10 protein-coding genes and 1 pseudogene are annotated in these 16,793 nt (G+C 51.4%); 4 read left to right on the top strand and 7 right to left on the bottom strand.

The window, feature by feature from the left end; genetic code table 11:
• Entirely contained in the window at positions 1 to 1,002 is a 1,002-nt protein-coding gene (locus ACFPYJ_RS14760) for a sugar phosphate isomerase/epimerase family protein (protein WP_379188922.1), read from the bottom strand.
• A gap of 554 nt (positions 1,003 to 1,556) precedes the next feature.
• Between ACFPYJ_RS14760 and ACFPYJ_RS14765 the strand changes: the two genes are divergently transcribed.
• The 4 genes from ACFPYJ_RS14765 (at position 1,557) to ACFPYJ_RS14780 (ending at position 3,940) form a co-directional block, all read left to right on the top strand.
• Positions 1,557 to 2,201: a sigma-70 family RNA polymerase sigma factor gene (locus ACFPYJ_RS14765; RefSeq protein ID WP_379188923.1), complete on the top strand. Its 645-nt coding sequence runs from the start codon at positions 1,557 to 1,559 to the stop codon at positions 2,199 to 2,201.
• Complete coding sequence (locus tag ACFPYJ_RS14770; RefSeq protein ID WP_379188924.1) at positions 2,198 to 2,950, top strand: hypothetical protein; 753 nt, start codon at positions 2,198 to 2,200, stop codon at positions 2,948 to 2,950. The genes ACFPYJ_RS14765 and ACFPYJ_RS14770 overlap by 4 nt, the downstream gene beginning before the upstream one ends.
• A 25-nt stretch (positions 2,951 to 2,975) precedes the next feature.
• Entirely contained in the window at positions 2,976 to 3,494 is a 519-nt protein-coding gene (locus ACFPYJ_RS14775; RefSeq protein WP_379188925.1) for a hypothetical protein, read from the top strand.
• A gap of 263 nt (positions 3,495 to 3,757) precedes the next feature.
• Positions 3,758 to 3,940, top strand: a complete 183-nt coding sequence (locus ACFPYJ_RS14780) for a hypothetical protein (RefSeq protein ID WP_379188926.1) — start codon at positions 3,758 to 3,760, stop codon at positions 3,938 to 3,940.
• A gap of 180 nt (positions 3,941 to 4,120) precedes the next feature.
• Here ACFPYJ_RS14780 and ACFPYJ_RS14785 read toward each other — a convergent pair.
• From ACFPYJ_RS14785 to ACFPYJ_RS14810, 6 genes and pseudogenes are all read right to left on the bottom strand, one after another.
• Positions 4,121 to 4,255: pseudogene (locus ACFPYJ_RS14785) on the bottom strand (spore coat protein); the annotation flags it as partial.
• Positions 4,256 to 4,493: 238 nt separating this feature from the next.
• Positions 4,494 to 5,684, bottom strand: coding sequence for a cytochrome P450 (locus ACFPYJ_RS14790; RefSeq protein WP_379188927.1), 1,191 nt, complete (start codon positions 5,682 to 5,684; stop codon positions 4,494 to 4,496).
• A gap of 397 nt (positions 5,685 to 6,081) precedes the next feature.
• Positions 6,082 to 12,870 carry an S-layer homology domain-containing protein gene (locus ACFPYJ_RS14795; protein ID WP_379188928.1) on the bottom strand — a complete coding sequence of 2,263 codons (6,789 nt, stop codon included), beginning with the start codon at positions 12,868 to 12,870 and terminating at the stop codon, positions 6,082 to 6,084.
• 239 nt (positions 12,871 to 13,109) lie between these two features.
• A complete protein-coding gene (locus tag ACFPYJ_RS14800) occupies positions 13,110 to 13,943 on the bottom strand; it encodes a carbohydrate ABC transporter permease (RefSeq protein ID WP_379188929.1) in 834 nt (277 codons plus the stop codon).
• A gap of 2 nt (positions 13,944 to 13,945) precedes the next feature.
• Complete coding sequence (locus tag ACFPYJ_RS14805; RefSeq protein WP_379188930.1) at positions 13,946 to 14,848, bottom strand: carbohydrate ABC transporter permease; 903 nt, start codon at positions 14,846 to 14,848, stop codon at positions 13,946 to 13,948.
• A gap of 59 nt (positions 14,849 to 14,907) precedes the next feature.
• On the bottom strand, positions 14,908 to 16,347 hold the full coding sequence (locus ACFPYJ_RS14810; RefSeq protein ID WP_379188931.1) for an ABC transporter substrate-binding protein: 1,440 nt from the start codon (positions 16,345 to 16,347) through the stop codon (positions 14,908 to 14,910).
• Positions 16,348 to 16,793: the final 446 nt, after the last annotated feature.

Raw genomic sequence — 16,793 nt, forward strand, 5'->3', positions numbered from 1 at the left:
TCACCCCTGTGTCATATTAGACTCGCTCCGCGTCCCGAGCTTGCGGATCTGATTCGTTAGGTAAGCCATTCCGATATCCATCTCTTCCATCTCGTACTTGGCAATCTCATCCGGTGTCTGCGCCCGCTCGAACGGCGTTCTCCAATCGCCCTTATGTCTGGCCCGATCCTCCACGAAGCGAAGGAGCCGGGTTAACTGGCGCGCCGTACGCGGCGGATATTCGGTCCAGAAATCCTCCTGAAGCACCCGTACGTGCCGCGCTTCCAGCCAACCGTGCTCTACCGACATCGTCACCTGCGGGTTCGTTTCGCCCATAAGCCTGAAGAGGTCTGGAAAGTCGATTACACCTTGTCCGAGCGGACATCGTACGAGCCGATAGCCTTCTTCCGACCAATAGATCGTGTAATCCTTCAAATGCACGTTCTTGACATATGGCGCGACGCTCCGATAGAAGTCGGCAGGATGCTCGGCCGTTGCAAGCGGGTTGCCGGTGTCCAGCGTAATCCCGAACCGATGGGAGCCGATTGTTTCACACAGCCAGAGCAATTCTTCGGATGCCAGATCCTGGTGGTTCTCCACCGTTAGATTGACACCGGTCTTCTCCGCGGTCTCCGCGGTTTCCTCAAATGCTCTCAAAATTTGCTGCAAAAAAGGCTGCCAGCTTCCCTCCATATGCCGGCGGTCGCCTCCGAATTTAGCCCCGCCCACTACTGTGCGGAGTGTGATTGCACCTGCCTGCCTTGCAAGCTGGAGTGCTTTCTTCAGCGTAACCGGGTCGAAACCGCCCGCCGCGACGTTGATGAACATGTCTTTCTGCCTCGCATAATCGGCAACTTCGCCGGGGTCGCACTTCGCAAGCAAGTCCAGCGGAATTTCCACGCCTTGAAGGCCATAAGCTTCCGCCAAGTCGATCTGTTCCTTAGCTGTAATGCAGACCCGGTTAGAGCCGGAGTGAATGCCCATATGATAAACCGTACCATAAGCGGTAAGTCCGAATCGCATGCCGTTACTCCCTCCTTGTTCCGACGTCCAAGCGCCGCCAGGGCGACGATGGACGATCCGGTCATGAAATTTGAAATCTGTTCAATTTATGAAATACCCCGGATGCGGAACGTTTCAAAGCGTCTAGGAATGCGCTTACATTTTAGATAAGAAAAAACAACCTTTTTTGCAGTAGAGATTCAAGGAGATTGTAAATGAGTGTGCTTTACTCAGATGGTTGGAAGCTGTAAACGAGCAGGGTACGGACAAGCGCGGCGAGGATGTGTAAAATAATCTTGGTATATTTGATATATACTTGTAATGTTCTTCTAACAACTTATTATGTACTTGGCATGAATATATCATTATAGGTAATCAGTTGTAAATGGCGGTTTATCCCGATTTTGCCTGAATTTATCAAGAAAACCCGCATGTATTGCGCCATCTCGTATCAAATGCTCCATTTTCGAACGATCTACGCCACTTGCAGTTAACAGTTGTTAAATCCATAGTACCAATGGACTTTTCTTCTCTGTCAACAATGAAGGAATCATACCAAATATGCGGCTTGTAACTTGCGGTACCCACCTCCTCTTGTTTTTTATTTGAATTTCTATGTAGCGGATTCGGAAGTTGAGCCGTCTAAAGGGTATGGAGGTGATCAACCGATGGCGAGGCCGGCCAGCCCAAACAACAAATCCATGTTCCCTTCAGAACCCTCCTTGGCGCTTGAACAACTGATGACCGACTACGGTTCCTCCGTGCTGCGAACGGCCTATTTTTATTTGGGCGACCGGCATTTGGCGGAGGACGTCAGTCAGGAGGTCTTTCTCCGAGCCTTCCGCAAATGGGCGTCATTTCGGGGGGACAGCAGCGTGAAAACGTGGCTGACTACGATCGCAATTAATGCCTGTCGAGATAAACTGGGATTGAAAATGACTCAGGAGCAGCCAACGGATCCGGTTCTAATGAAGCAAACCGCTCTGCGCAGCGTCGAGGAAGAAGCGATGAAGCGACTGGACCAGACGACGATTCTCAAATATATCGTCAAACTGCCCGCTCATTATCACGAGGTCATTTACTTGTATTATTACCTTGACCTGGGAACCCGAGAAATTGCCGATGCTACCGGAGTTCCGGAAGGTACCGTTCGCGGACGGCTTCACCGGGCAAGGGAGCTTCTGGGCGAATGCCTGGCAAAGGAGGGACTCGTACAATGACACACCGGGACAAGGAGATCAGAGAACGCGTGAAAGCCGAAGCTGACGATCTTCTGTTCGATAACCTTCAATTTGACGCAGATATGAAAGAAAAGGTGAGACAGCTCTCCGGAACTGCCCAGGAGCGATCTGCGGTCCGGAAAGTACGGAAACCAGGACGAAACATATGGTTTGTGGGGATAGCGGTCGCGGCAGCGTTACTCGGTTTACTGTTCGTCAGTGAGTCGAAACATGTCATTTCGCCGGACGGTACGCCTCCTATAGGAGAACCGGTTAACACCTTCAAGGACCCTGATGGCTCCGTAAGACCAACCGGTCCTTCCGGCAGAGGACCGCGGGTGTTGGACAGCTACGAAGAAGCAAGCCGTTCGTTCGGTGACGGACTGCTCATCCCTTCCTACATTCCGGATGGGTTCTCCCTTTATGAAATCAACGTAACGGGACCGGAAGAAGGGAAGGCAACGGATGCCGCGTTCAGTTATGTTGCAGGAGACCGATCATTCGGCGTATTCGCACAAAAAGAGAATGCAGATATGCCGCAAAGCGGCAAAACGGTTGATGTGAACGGCGCCGTCGGTTATTTGATTGTCAGCCCGTCCGTTCCGGAGCAGGAGGAAGCGGCAGCGAATGTGGAGCTTCACTGGTCCTCGAAGGGTATTCATTACATGCTCTCAGGAATCTTGACCGGGGGCGAAGCGGTATTGGTAGCTCGATCGATGGAACCGTTCGTTAATCAAACAGAACAATAACGCTTATAATCAGGAGGTAATGTACATGATACAAGCCTATAAGAAACGTTGGGCGAAGGTGCTGCTTACGGCCAGCTGCATGCTCGTCATGATTGCCGGAACTGCAATGGCTGCTCCGGGAGACGCTCAATCCTCATCCGTAAAAATATCCAATACGGCCGCTGCCGAAGACAAACTTGCGAACAAGCAAGCCGAGATCGATGCCTTTATTTCCGGCGCCGGTCATGACGAACTGGCTGAACAAGGCTTCACCGTTACCCATACGGTTGTAGTGGGCGGTTCGGTGGAAGTCGGCATTACGCCCTATGACGAGAAACACGCGAATTTCCTCTACCAGAAATTCGGCCGCGAATCGGTGAAAGTCGTGGAAGGGGCGCAAGCCGTAACCTTCGAAGCGGCAGGTGCTGCGGATGCTGCGGCTCCATCTGATGCCGGCAATGGGCAAGAGTCGTCCGGTAATTTGTGGATCACGCTAGCTGCTGCTGCAGCCATCATTGCCGGGATACTGGTCGCAAAGCGCAGAAAGCTGTTTTCCCGCAGCTAATCGTTGAATCGCCTAACCATATAACGACAGGCCTTCGGCTTATGCAGGCAGCTGCAGAGTCGGAGGTCTTTGCAAGCTCCCTCCGCTATCGTTTCCGTGTCCAGTTTGTTGAATATTGTAATTCGAGTTGCAGAACGACTTCGCCTAACGGTGCAGAGGCGTCGACCTCAGTTGTTGTTGCGGCCCGTAATAAGGATAAGCCCGAACCCTATCGTTTCAATCTCATATTAATAGAATATGAGACAAGAAGGGAGGGATATTTCATGTATATCAGTGAAATTTTGAATCAATCTCGCGGGAAAGTTGTTGTACTTAAAACGGTTTCAGGGGAAGAAATAATAGGCGTAGTTATGAAAGTGATAAAAGGAGTCGTTATACTGAAATTACTGGGAAGAAAAATATATGTAGCAATTAATAAAATCATCGCAGTATTTAAACGAATTTAATTGTCATTAGGCTTCATCACTTTAATGCTTTATCTAACTACACAAAATATGTTCTTGTCATTTTCGGGAATTGATGCCATTAAACAACAAATGGGGACTTCCAACCTACAAGCTGAAAGTGCGTTCCCAATTACAGGGAGCGCACTTTCAAACTGTATCAAAACGGTATACTCGTCGCCGTCTGGTTAATACAGCCTTGATTCCCGGAGTGGCACATTCGGTAACTGCCATAGCATACTTGCGGACACCGCTCTTGGCATTTATTAAGAAATCCATAGCAATGACTTGATCGGTCATCGTATTCATCCCTGTCATATATTCCAGATCTAGCTGCCGAGTGGATAGCTCCACATCTTCTTGCAGAATTGCCTTCAATTCCGGATCCGTTGAATAAGGACATCGCTTTAATTTCAGACCAGAAAAAAAAGGAGCTGCTGCATTGAACTGCACCTCCACTTTCGTGTCCCCCGCACATTCTTTGACGGGTTTTTTAATCTATAACTTAAGAACTCGTTGTCTTCTGCTAACCGCAGGTTCAATAGACACCAACTTTTTACATTCGTACGAACGAAATTGGATAATTCTTCACGCCGAATACGAAAGAACTTGGGATCGGTATTAATGGTCTGTCCGATACCAGCTTGATTTCTTCGTAACGCTCCAAAAGCACCTGCAAAGCTATTTTACCTTCAAGGCGTGCAAGTGGCGCCCCTAGGCAAAAATGAATGCCGAAGCCAAATGACATATGAGGGTTTGGTTTTCGAAGAAGATTAAACTTGTCTGGCTCCGAAAACTTAGACTCATCCCGATTGGCCGCTCCCACCCAGGAAATAACCTGCTCGCCTGCCTTAACGGTTTGAGAGCCGATCTCGGTATCCTTAGTGGCTATACGGCCAATTGCCACGATCGGAGGGTAATACCTCAGCACTTCCTCAATAAAGCTTGGTATGGCATCCAGATTCCGGTAAAGTTCAGTCTGAACGGATGGTTGTTCAGCCAGGATGCGCACTCCGTTGGTAATCAGATTGGTAGTCGTTTCGTTTCCTGCAGCCAAAAGGAGAATACAGAAACTAATAAGCTCCCTATCGGTAAGCTTCTCCCCATTGATTTCAGCTATGAGTAATGCTGAGATAAGGTCATCTTGCGGATGTTTGGAACGGATTTCAATAATGTTTTTAAAGTATTGGGCAAGCTCTTGCATGGCATGCATTCGTTTTTCAGTGATTTTCTGAAAAGCTTCATCTGTTGCGTTTTCTGCGCTTTCAACTAGGATATCGGACCACTTTTTAAATAGAGATCGGTCTTCCGTTGGAGCGCCAAGCAGCTCCGCTATTACGATTACAGGCATTGGAGTGGCAAAATCGCTTACCAGGTCCATCTCTTGTCCGGATACCTGCTCCAGCAAGTCTTCAGTAATGGATTGAATCCGCGGAGCAAGCTCCTGAATTGCTCTAGGGGTAAAAGCTTTATTCACCAGATCACGCATTTGAGTATGCTTAGGAGGATCCATAAACAGGAGGTTCTGCCCTGCAGCGGTACCGCGGACGGAAGAGAACGTAAGTGAATCCTTTAGAACACGATGCACATCGTCATAAGCAAATACATCCCAACAATTTCTTGAATTATCGTAACGTACGGGAGCTTCCCTTCTCAGCTTTGAAAGTATTTCAAAGGGGAGCAATCGCTTTTCCGTCGAATCAAGTTCAGGCATGATCAGCATATTAGCATATTTGTCGTTCTGCATTTTTTTCCTATTCTCCTTTACTCCTAATAAATGGACTTGCTTCTTTTTTGCGCAGTCTGCCGGTAATCCTCCTATAAAGTAACCTCTTATTATTTCTTTAAACACTATGCTAGCTGAAACAAATCTCTTATTCAAGTAATCTGTCCGTTATCGCATTCTGGAAGCTGCAGACCGCGAGGCCTGCCGAATCCTTAATAAAGTCATATTGATCCATCATTCTGATTTGCCGATCTGGCTCTTGAATACGGAAACCTCGTGCCAATGGTACTTTATAAGTATATCGGTACAGCTCGTACGTTTCTTTTATACAGTCATAACGAACAGATCCCGGCGGATTGAATCCGCCGGGATCTGTCTTTGCTTTCGAGCGCTTTTGCGAGTCTTTCGTATCCTGAACTTATTGCTTCATCGTAAGAACGCCGTACAGGATGACCGCCACTTCGGCCCGCGTCGCGTAGCCCTGCGGGTTGATGCCGGTTCCGTCTCCCTTGACGATGCCCGCCTTCACCAGTTTTGTGATGGAAGCCTTGGCGTAACCGGCTATTCCGTCATGGTCCGCAAAGCCTATCAGATCCGCGTCGTCTCCTTCAGGGAGCGGCTTGCCTGCTGCCTGCATCGCCCTGTCGATCAGCACCATCAGATCCTGGCGCATGATCGGTGAAGCGGGATTGAAATTGCCGCCGTCGCCCAAGGCGATTTTCAGCGCTTTCGCGACGGCAATCGCATCGTAGTAGTAGCTGCCCTTCGGCACGTCCGAGAAGTTGCCGTCCGCATCTGATTTCAGGTCGAGCGCTCTCACCAGCATCAGCAGCATGTCGCCGCGTTTGACCTGCTGCGACGGAGCGAACTTCCCGTCGCCTACGCCTTTAATGATACCGTGATCGGAGAGGTATTGAATCGCATCTGCGGCCCACGCCAGGTTCTTGCCCACGTCACTGAACTTCGAGCCCGACGTTCCGCCGCTGCCGGAATCCGTGCCGTTTCCTCCAGGCGTATCCGTACCCGAGCCGGATCCGTTATCATCCGTGCCATTTCCACCATTTCCACCGTCGCCGGGATCAGGTATGTTGACGTCGGTCCGGTCGGACAGAATCAAATCGCCGAATTTCGATGGATCCTTGCCGCTTGAGATACCGCCCATATATTCGAGCCAGCCTTCTCTTCCGCTTCCGTCGTTGTCATTGACAAGAACCGAAATACCGATATCGGTCAAGTTTGCCGTCGCAGGCTTCCGATCATCGGTTAAAATACTACTCCAAGGGAAAGCGATCACATAATTCGTCTTATGGTTTATTTCGTCCCTCTTGAATTTGTACTTGATATCGTTTAATTGACCGGTTGTTACTTTGCCCCATGTTTCGACCCCCAGAGCGGATTCGCCTGCATTGGCATCCAAAGAAGCAATAAAGCGCGGGTGGTTGCCATCGTTTACCGTATATCCTCCGGCTCGTTCCGGGTCGAACGAAATCTGCAGGCTGTCCGAGCCCCATGAGTTGTATACGTCGCCCGCTTCCATGCTATGAATGTCGTCCGACACTTCAACAGCGAGATACAGGTAATTGTCATCCCATTTTACGTATTGGGCCGCCGATCTATCACTTGCGCTCCATGGTTTGCCGTCTATCGAAGTAGACTGCTTTTCGCCCAAGTTGACGACCATGGAACCCGCCCATTGTTCAGGGACAATCGTTCCGTCAATCGCAATGGGCTTGCCATCGTTGACTCTTGTCGCCGTAAGGCTGCTGATATTTCTCACGATGCTTCGTTCATAGCCGTCTTCGCGCGTAATCTTGAATGTAACCTCCGTTTTGTTATCCATGGACAGCATAGATGCCGGAATGTTCACAATCTGCCTGGAATTAGGTGCAATTTCGCCGAATTCGTAATTCCCGGCAAGCGAACTCGGAGCTTCAATCTTCACAGAGCCTCCAACATACGTGCCGCTTGTACGTTTATTGACGAGCGCTACCTTGACATCCCACCCGTTCTTCGCCGCGTTTTGCGCAGGATAGATTTCGACGCCGAAAGAGTCGTCCGTATTCGTCGTCGGTACGGTTAAAGTCTTGTGTCTGGTGCCATCCGAGGCTATCGGCGTAATCTTAAGATCATAATTGTTCTTAAAATAATTATCGGGCACATGCAGCACAATGGTGTCCTTCGATGCGCCAGGGCTGAAGGAACCGCCGGAAACAATGGTCCAGCCTGCCGGCATGTCGATATCGTAGGTGCCGGACAAAGCCTTCGCGCCGTCCGTCACGCGGTTGATGCCGATGCTTACGTCGCTGCCCGGGGTTACGCTGACAGGGCTGAGAATCGTGGTGTCAAAGACGACATCCTTGGGAGCAGGCTGCTGATACACCCTCACCCAGTCGATATACATGTCGGATTCGTTGCCGTAACGCTCGAATCCGTATCCTTCCGGATAAGCATCGCTTTGCGTAATGGCGTTGTTGATGATGAAGTAGTTCCCTTTGCGCCAGGATAATGGCAAAGTCTTCTGCTTATACACTTCAATATTGTCGAAATAGTAGGTGGTATACGATTCCGTAATGAGAACGCCGTAAGTATGGAAGCCCATTGCGATATCTCCGGCGTCGCCGAGCAAATCCACCGTCTTGACGCTCTTGCCTCCGCCGAGGTTAGGGTCGTACCCCCATGGATGAGTCGCAATCTCGTAACCGGAGGTCGTCGGCAAGTACGCTTCGATAATATCCAGTTCGTCGGTCGCGTCGTCGTTCACGCCGGTTAGCGTCCAGAAGGCGGGCCACTGTCTGGGGTTCGCTCCGACGAAGAAGCGGGCCTCGAAGTACTGCTCCACGTAGCCTTTCGTGCGGAAGCCGCCTCCATCCTCGCCTACCGAGCTGAGAAAGCCTGTCGTAAAGTTCCGTTGGTATTGGTCCACGCTGGCGGGCAGCTTCTCGTCATAATGGGTCGTCTTAATTCTCATGTAATCTTCGACGACCGCGAACGGATCGTACGCGCCGTTATGATCGGCAAACAAAGCGTCCCCATAATCTTTGCTATCCGGCTTGTGCGAGATATAGGTCGTTCTGTTCTCTTGTTCGTCTTTGCCTGTCTTGGAAATGGACGGCATGGTTTTGAAGTCGTCCTCGAAGGCAACCTGCATATCTCTGCCTTCAAGCTGCGCGGGCATCGGCGCGTTGTCCAGGCTGATATTCCAGTCCACGCCGCCTTTGTTGAAGAACTGGAAGTAATCTTCGACTTTCGTCACGCTGTCGGCTTTCCAAGCGACAACCTTTATGGCAGTCGGACCGTGAGGGTAATCGTTGGCATTGAACGTAATCGTGCCTTCCCCTTCACTGTCTAAATTCGTTGCGGCAAGCTCGACCACATATCCGCTTGAATCCGGATGTGCGGCGTCAGGCTGATGCAAGCTATATCCGGCTGCTTTTGTATAGCCGCCCGGAACGATGAATTGGAGTACGGTCGTGCCGTCAAGCTCCGCGCGGTACTCCGGCGAAATCAATGAAACGATATCTCTGGGCGCTTTCTGCGGCGCTTTGACCGCAATGGCGATCGGGGAATACTTTTCTTCGCCGACCGTAGGCGTAACGATAATCTTGCCGTTCTTCGACACGTAATCTTCCGGAACATTCAAAATAATCGTGTCGGTTTCGCTGTTTGCGGCAAAGCTCGCACCGGAAACGATAGACCAATCACTGTTTGGAAGCACGATATCGTAGGTTCCGGACAATTTCTGCGCGGCTTCATCGCGATTTATCGGAATGCTTACGGTTTGACCCTGTATGACGTTTACCTGAGCCGGAGCGGAAAATATCGCAGCCGGGGCGGTCGGATCGTACACGTATTCGAACGCGTCGATGACGACGTTTTCCCTGCTGTCATCGCCTTTGACCTTCAAATCGAGCGTATGCTTGCCGCCGCGCAAGCCGGTCTTCTCAAAAACCTTGACATTCGAAACGGCGGAGGAACTCTTGGAGTCAACGGTTGTTTCAAAGTGGCCATCCAGATAGACGTCCACTAAGCCGCCCGCTTCATACGTTCTCATGTATAACGCAGCGGACACGCCTTCGAATGCAAACGTCATGGTTTCTCCGTTGTTGCCGGTTCCTGCCCGATTATACATCCAGGCCCATGAGTCGCTCCACCAGCCGCCTGCGGACGTAAAGTAATCCAGACTTTGACTGTTTTTGTCGAAATTCGCCCAATTGCCGCCTGTACTGCCATCCGTGCTTTTATACGCGTATGTGTTATGATCAACGCGGACCGTCTTGGACTGCGTGGACTTTATATAATCATACTCGAACCCTTCAAGGGCTACGGTGCCTCCTACGCCCGTAACTTTGATCTCAAGCACATGCTCGGCAGCGGGAAGACCACTTTTGCTGAAAACTCTCCTTTTCCCGCTGTTGCCGTTCGTGTCGACGGAAGCCTGCTTGACGCCGTCCAGGTATAAGTCAAACTGACTGCCCCCGCTAATGTAGCGGGCATAGAGAGCCGCGGCATCGCCTTCGAACGTAAAAGTTAACGTTTGACCCGGACTAGCCGTCGTGTACATCCAGCTCCAGCTGTCGGACCACCAGCCGCCGTTAAACGTAAAGTAGTCGTTTGGCTGGGAGCTTTTGTCGAAATTGGTCCATGCAGTGGAGGTTGCTCCCGGACGAAGCGCGAACGGATAGCTGCTCGCGTCCACCGTCGTCAAATTGCCGTTTCCGGTAATCGGAGGAGCTTCCGGCGCGTCCGGAGCCTGAACGGTAATCCTCATCGGGTCGTAGTTTCCGTCAGCAATCGTCGGCGTGATGACAACCTTGCCGTTCTTGTCGTTATAGCCATCGGGAACTTTGAGAACGATCGTATCCGTGTAATTGTTGGTCGAAAAATGTTGGCTGGTTACAGCCCTCCATTCGCCGTCGTCCGAAACTTTCCATCCATCGGAAGGGAAGCTCAGGACATACTCGCCGAACTTGGTGCCTGCCGCGCCGTTTCGATTGATCCTAACCGCGAGCTCATCTCCCGGTCCCGCCGCGAAGAAGGTATCGTCAGTCCAAAATTTCGCAAGCGTAGGATCCTCGATATGCCGGTACTCGAACCCGGCGATTCGGATATAGCGGTTTGCGGTCCCGTCGACGCCCCTGATCTCAAGCGTATGATCGCCGTCCGCCAGTCCTCTCTTTTCAAACGCCCGTACCGATTTTTCGTCGCTGCTGTAGGCGTCGAATCGCGTCTGAAGCTCCCCGTCCAGATATATGTCGACGGCGCCGCTGGTCTCGCTTTGGATCATATCCATCGCAACGGAAACGCCGTTGAACTTGAATTGCAATTTGGAATCGGGATTGTCCGCGACGTACATCCAGGTCCAGCTGTCGCGCCACCAATTGCCGCTGAGAAAATTAAAATAATTTGTTACATTGGTGTCCGGATCGTAGTTCAGCCACGAACCGGCCGAATCGCCGCTCTTGCTTCTGTAAGGGTAGGTGTTGCCGTCCACGCGGACAAGCTCGCCTTCCGGATTGCTGCCTTCCGCCGTGATGACGATCGGATCATATTCAACACCGTCGCTCGACATAGGCGTAATCTTGATATTTCCCGTCCCGGCATAATCGATCGGAACGAGGAACGTCAACGTATCGGCCGTTACTCCCGCCGAAAACGCCGCATCATAAACGCCATTAACGTCAACAAAGCTGTCGCCTTCGCGAATTTTCCATCCTTGGGGCACCTCGACTTTATAGCTGCCGGTTAGCTCAGCTGCAGACGCGTTGCGGTTGATGTTCACGCGCGCCACGTCGCCCGCCGGCGCTTTTACCGAAGGCTCGCTTTCGAAGCGCGCCTTGTCCGCCGCGTCCTGATAAACCCGCACCCAGTCCACGTAGGTTTCGCTTTCGTTGCCGTAACGGGTAAATCCGGACGGCGTTTCAAAATTTTCGAACGGATCGCTGCTGTTCGGGGAGATGCCGTAATGATCTGACAACGCCGCGTTGATGATGAAGTAATTGCCATACTTCCAGCTGTACGGCAACGTTTTATGGCGGACCACCTCGACATTGTCGCAATAGTAATAGGTCCAATCCTTCGTAACGTAAACGCCCAAGGTGTGGAAGCCCATCGCCAGGTTGATATTATTGAACGCCGGCGTATCCAGGTTGACTTGATATCCGCCGCCCAATTTGCTCGGGTCGTAGCCGGAACCGGGATCCTTGTCGTAGCTCCACGGGTGCCATGCGACTTGGTAGCCGGATGGCGTTCCCATGTACCCTTCGATAATGTCCAGTTCGTCGCTGGGCTCGTTTTGCATATTCGGATTCTGGACATATCCGTTCGCCGTCAGCAGCCAGAACGCGGGCCACATGCCGGGGTTCGGACCGAAGAACATTTTGGCCTCGAAATATTGGTTGCGGCCGCCTTCGGTATGGAAGCCCGTTCCCGCCTGATTTTCGGAAGAAAGATAGCCGGTGCTGACCTTCTGCTTCCAATAATCATTCCGTACATAACCCGTTGGATGATAGGTTGTCGTAATCTTCATTAATTCGTCGTCCGTGATGGCAAACGGGTTATAAGGACCGTCATAGTCCTCGAACGCCGCCCAGCCGAACATGCCGCCCCGTGCTTCGTCTATTTTCGCGGAGGCGTATTGGGTACCGATCCCGCTTTTCGAAATCGTCGGCATTGTCTTGAAATCATCCGTATAGGCAACATCCATTCCCGCCGTTACCGGATTTACAGGCGCGTTGTCAATCCCTGTTTTCCATTTGACGCCTGCTTTATTGTAAAGCTGTAAGTAACAGTTATCGATTTCAGCGCCGTCCTTCAAAACTTGGATACGCAACGAAATCGGACCATATGGATATTCGGAGGCTTTGAATTCGACGGTTCCATGACCGTCAACCAGATTAACCTCGCCGACTTTATCTCGCGAGCCGTTGCTGCCGATGCTCAAATCGTCAGGCTGTTTCTGCGAATATACCACTGCCGACGTCCCGATTTTGTTATAGAATTCAACAGAAATCGTATTGTCATTGATTTCCGAACGGTAAGCCGGCGAAATAACCGAGGTGATCCGATCGCTTTCGCTGACCGGCGGTTCCTCCGCCTGGGCTGTTTTCACTTGAAAGCTCATGCTCGCGAAGCTGGATAATACCATGGCAAACGTCAATATGAACGCCATGGAGCGATTAATTCGCCTGAATCTACGCATCAGTGCCATTTATGTACCTCCCATTCTACAGTTTTGGATTCTCCTGTTTTCCAAACCTTTATTTGATTTTCAGCTTTTCATAACAGTATCGTTGTCTAAACGTTGAGGCATGTGGCGTCCGCTTCGGCAACCAATTTCGATATTGCGGTTATAAAAGATGTGGTCGCACAGTGAGTCTCGTCTTGTCGCTAGTATCCCCCCTTTTACTTTTGTCCCGGTGAAGCCTTATGCGGTTGCTTGTCTCGTTGTTATCCTTTAACGCCCGTAGTGACAATACCTTCGACAATATATCGTTGTCCCAAGAAGAACGTCAAAAGAACGGGAATCATCAGCAGAATAGCCGCTGCGGTCGCGACGGACTGCAAGACCAGCTTAGTGCCGTTCGCCGTATAGCTGATCGTGCCCAGCGCGGTGGCGAGCGGATAATGCTCTGTTTTCAAGAACATGAACGGCGTTATGAAGTCTCCCCACGACCCTTGAAACGTCATGATCGCTACAGTGGCCACGACCGGCAGCGACATTGGCAGGAAAATATTCCAATAGGTTCGGAGGATCGAGCAGCCGTCGATCCTCGCTGCTTCCTCGAGTTCTTTTGGAACGGAAGAGAAGAACTGGCGGTACAGAAAGATATAGAATGCGTTGCCGCCGATTCCCCAGAACAGCCAAGGCCAGAACGTATCCAGCAGACCGTAATTATGAAACAAAATGTATGCCGGAATTTGCGTCACGATTCCTGGCACCATCATCGTTGAAAGAACAACCATGAACAAGAAGTTCCGCCCTGGAGCGGCTATGCGCGCAAAGGCGTATCCGACGAGGCCGCTGGTCAGCGTCGAGGTGCAGAGCGAAATTCCACAGATGATGACAGAGTTTTTGCCAAAATGCCAGAAATCGATCAAGGTTGTCGCGTACTTGAAATTCTCCGGATGAAAGCCGTTCGGTAAAAGGCCCGGCGTCGTGTTCCAAGCGCTTAACGCGTTGACAATCGCGAGATACATTGGAAATATAAAGATCGCGGAACAAATAACCAGAGCCGTGTATAACGGTATGGATCCTCTTTGTCTTTTTGCTGTAGTTAACACGGTCACCCCTCCTGATCCGTTTCATAATGAACCCAATACTTGCTTGTCGTAAAGACGATAACAGACAATGTCAGAATGACTAGGAATAGAATCCACAACAGTGACATGCCGTAAGCGAACCGTTGGAACGAGAATACTTGCTGGAAGGCGTGGACGAAGTACAGGTAGTTCGGCTGGATCGGACGGGCGAGCAGCTCCGTTCCGTTCAGCAGGATCGGCTGCATGAAAATTTGCAAGGAGCCGATGATGCCCATGATGACATTGAAGAAAATAACCGGCGTCATGAGAGGCATCGTCAAATAGATCGTTCTCTTGAAGGTCGTCGCCCCGTCGATAGAAGCCGCTTCGTATAAATCCCGCGGAATGCCCTTAAGTCCTGCCAGATTGATTAACACGCCGCCTCCGGCACCCCATAGGAGCATAATGATCAGTGACGTCGTAGCATAGCCATATCCAAGCCAGTTCACTTCAGGCAAACCGAGCGAGTGAAGTATTCCGTTCAGAACGCCGTTGTTGCTGGAGAAAATGAATTTCCACATGATAACGCTAGCCAGCGCAGGTACGATGGACGGTAAATAGAAAATCGTCCTGTAGACGCCTACACCGCGAACCTGCCGGTTCAGCAGCATTGCGAGCCCAAGCCCGATTGCCACGCCCAGCGGCACGTTGAAGGCCGTAACGTAAAGCGTTCTGCCAAGGGAGTACATGGCGTCGGAATCCGTGAATACTTTATGGTAGTTCTTCATTCCTACGAATTTCAAATGTTGGATATTGAACCCGTAATAGTTGGTGAAGCTGAGGTACAGCCCGTACAACAGCGGATACAGACCCAGAAATAGAAAAACGATGAACCATGGGGATATCATTGAATAAAACGCGATCGTTCTTTTCGTCTTCTCCTTCACGCTTTCCACTCCTTTCTGCAAGAAAGGAGAGTTCCGTCGTGAACTCTCCCAGGTAGAATTTACTGGCTGTCGATTGCGTCTTTCGCTTCCTGGATGGCGACGTTTGCGTCTTTGGTCATGCCGCTGACCGCTTCGTCTATGTTCGATTTGCCGAAGTACAGCGGCTGTACGTATTTATCGAAGATCGACCAGCCGCCGCCTGCAAGGTAAGGGTTAACTTTCAGGTATTGACTCGTGTAGTTCAGCTCGTCTTGGAGTACTGCATTGACTTGCTTGTCGAAGTCAGTATCCTTGGGCAGGAGTTCCATTTTGCTCTTGAAGATCGGCAGGCCCCAGCCGGTTTTCGCGCGGTCGTCGGCTGGTTTGCCGCTGAAGAACCATTCGAAGAACGTCCAAGCTTCGTCAGGATGCTTCGAAGCTTTGTTGATGATGGCGCCGGTTGCGCCGCCCGTAGGCACGACGCGCGTTCCGTTCAGAGCCGTCGGCGTCGGCAGCATACCGTAATCGGCCAGATGCGTTTTCGCGCTTTCGTTGGAGCGAATCACTCCGCTGTACCAGTAGCCATCGATGATCATCGCGACTTGGTCCTTGAAGAACAGGTCGCCGCCGGACGTTTGGTCGTTGTTAACAGAGTTCGGCCCGACGTTGTTCTTGACCGCGTCGACCCACATATTGATATAGTCTTTGACCTCAGGCTTGTTGAAGTCGACGGAGGCGTTGTCCTCCGCGCTGACGTCTACGCCCGCGCTGAGCAGGTATTGCAGCAAGTTGTTGAAGTTCGGCTCTGTTTTGCCCCACTCGTTGGCGGCCAGGCCGTACTGCTTGATTTTGCCGCCGTCTTTGATCGTCAGCTTCTTGGCCAAGTCCATGACTTCCGGCCAGGACAGCGGCTTCGTAGGATCCGGGAGCGGCACGCCGGCAGCGTCGAACAGCTTCTTGTTGTAGAAGATGGCATAATCGTTGGACCAGTCTTTCGGCAGGCCGTAAATCGGGCCCGTACCGACCGTTTTGCCGTCGAAGCGGAAGACGTTCGTGATCGGCAGCAAGTCGTCCTGTTTAATCACCGTACTGGTGTTCATGCGGTCCGTCAGGTCGAGCGCGATGCCCTTGATGACGTAGTTCGGAAGATCGAATACCCCGGACAGCCGGATGACGTCGGGAGCGCCGCCCGTCGCGAGCTCGGCCGCCAGTTTCGTGCCATCTAGATTTTCCAGCTCGATCTTGATGTTCGAATGCTCTTTCTCGAATTCGGCGATTTGATCCTTGGACAGCTCGCCGTCGGAAATGCTCGTGCGGATCGTGACGACTTCGCCGTTGCTTGCGCCGCCGGTGTCGTTGCCGGTTGCGGCGTTGCCGGACGCTGTGCCGCCGCTGTCGTTCGTCGTTGTAGCGTTTCCGTTTGTTCCGCTGCTACTGGTATTGCCTCCGTTATTGCTGCATCCCGACAGCACGACGGCCGCAGCCGTTACCGCTGTCAGCATGATTGTCCATTTTCTCAATTTCTTTTCCCCCTTGGAGAAGTAATGATTGCTTCTTGCTGAATAAAATATAGCACGCGGAATGTAAGCGTTTGTATACGATGATCCTCCAATTTTAAGGGGTAATCGTATGGTGTTGGATTCTCGTGCCGTTGTCTTAGAGATGGGTCGAGAGCCAGCGGCTTGGGATTTTGTAATCGGCGAAGGAGGCGGAGTCGTCGTGGAGTCGTGGTGCCGTCGACGTTCGTGAACGTGGACGTGTTCAGCTGCGTCGTATCGGTCGATGTCACAGCTAACCCATTCAACATTTTCGTGCCCATCGGGAATCTTTTGCGTGGTTCCGATTTGCGTCGAGCTCGTGTCGTTCGAGGAATGTAGCCCGTGAAACACATTGCCGGCCATAGGTGAGCGGCAGCACGGATAATAGCAGTGCGATCAACAGTAATTTCACTATCGCTTTCTTTCCA

Source organism: Paenibacillus solisilvae (assembly GCF_042656405.1).
In the GTDB taxonomy this organism is placed as follows: Bacteria; Bacillota; Bacilli; order Paenibacillales; family Paenibacillaceae; genus Paenibacillus_Z; species Paenibacillus_Z solisilvae.

Excerpts from the sequence above, each read along its gene's own strand:
- ACFPYJ_RS14760 (WP_379188922.1), bottom strand. The coding sequence starts at position 1,002 with ATGCGATTCGGACTTACCGCTTATGGTACGGTTTATCATATGGGCATT.
- ACFPYJ_RS14770 (WP_379188924.1), top strand. The coding sequence starts at position 2,198 with ATGACACACCGGGACAAGGAGATCAGAGAACGCGTGAAAGCCGAAGCT.
- ACFPYJ_RS14775 (WP_379188925.1), top strand. The coding sequence starts at position 2,976 with ATGATACAAGCCTATAAGAAACGTTGGGCGAAGGTGCTGCTTACGGCC.
- ACFPYJ_RS14780 (WP_379188926.1), top strand. The coding sequence starts at position 3,758 with ATGTATATCAGTGAAATTTTGAATCAATCTCGCGGGAAAGTTGTTGTA.
- ACFPYJ_RS14790 (WP_379188927.1), bottom strand. The coding sequence starts at position 5,684 with ATGCAGAACGACAAATATGCTAATATGCTGATCATGCCTGAACTTGAT.
- ACFPYJ_RS14795 (WP_379188928.1), bottom strand. The coding sequence starts at position 12,870 with ATGGCACTGATGCGTAGATTCAGGCGAATTAATCGCTCCATGGCGTTC.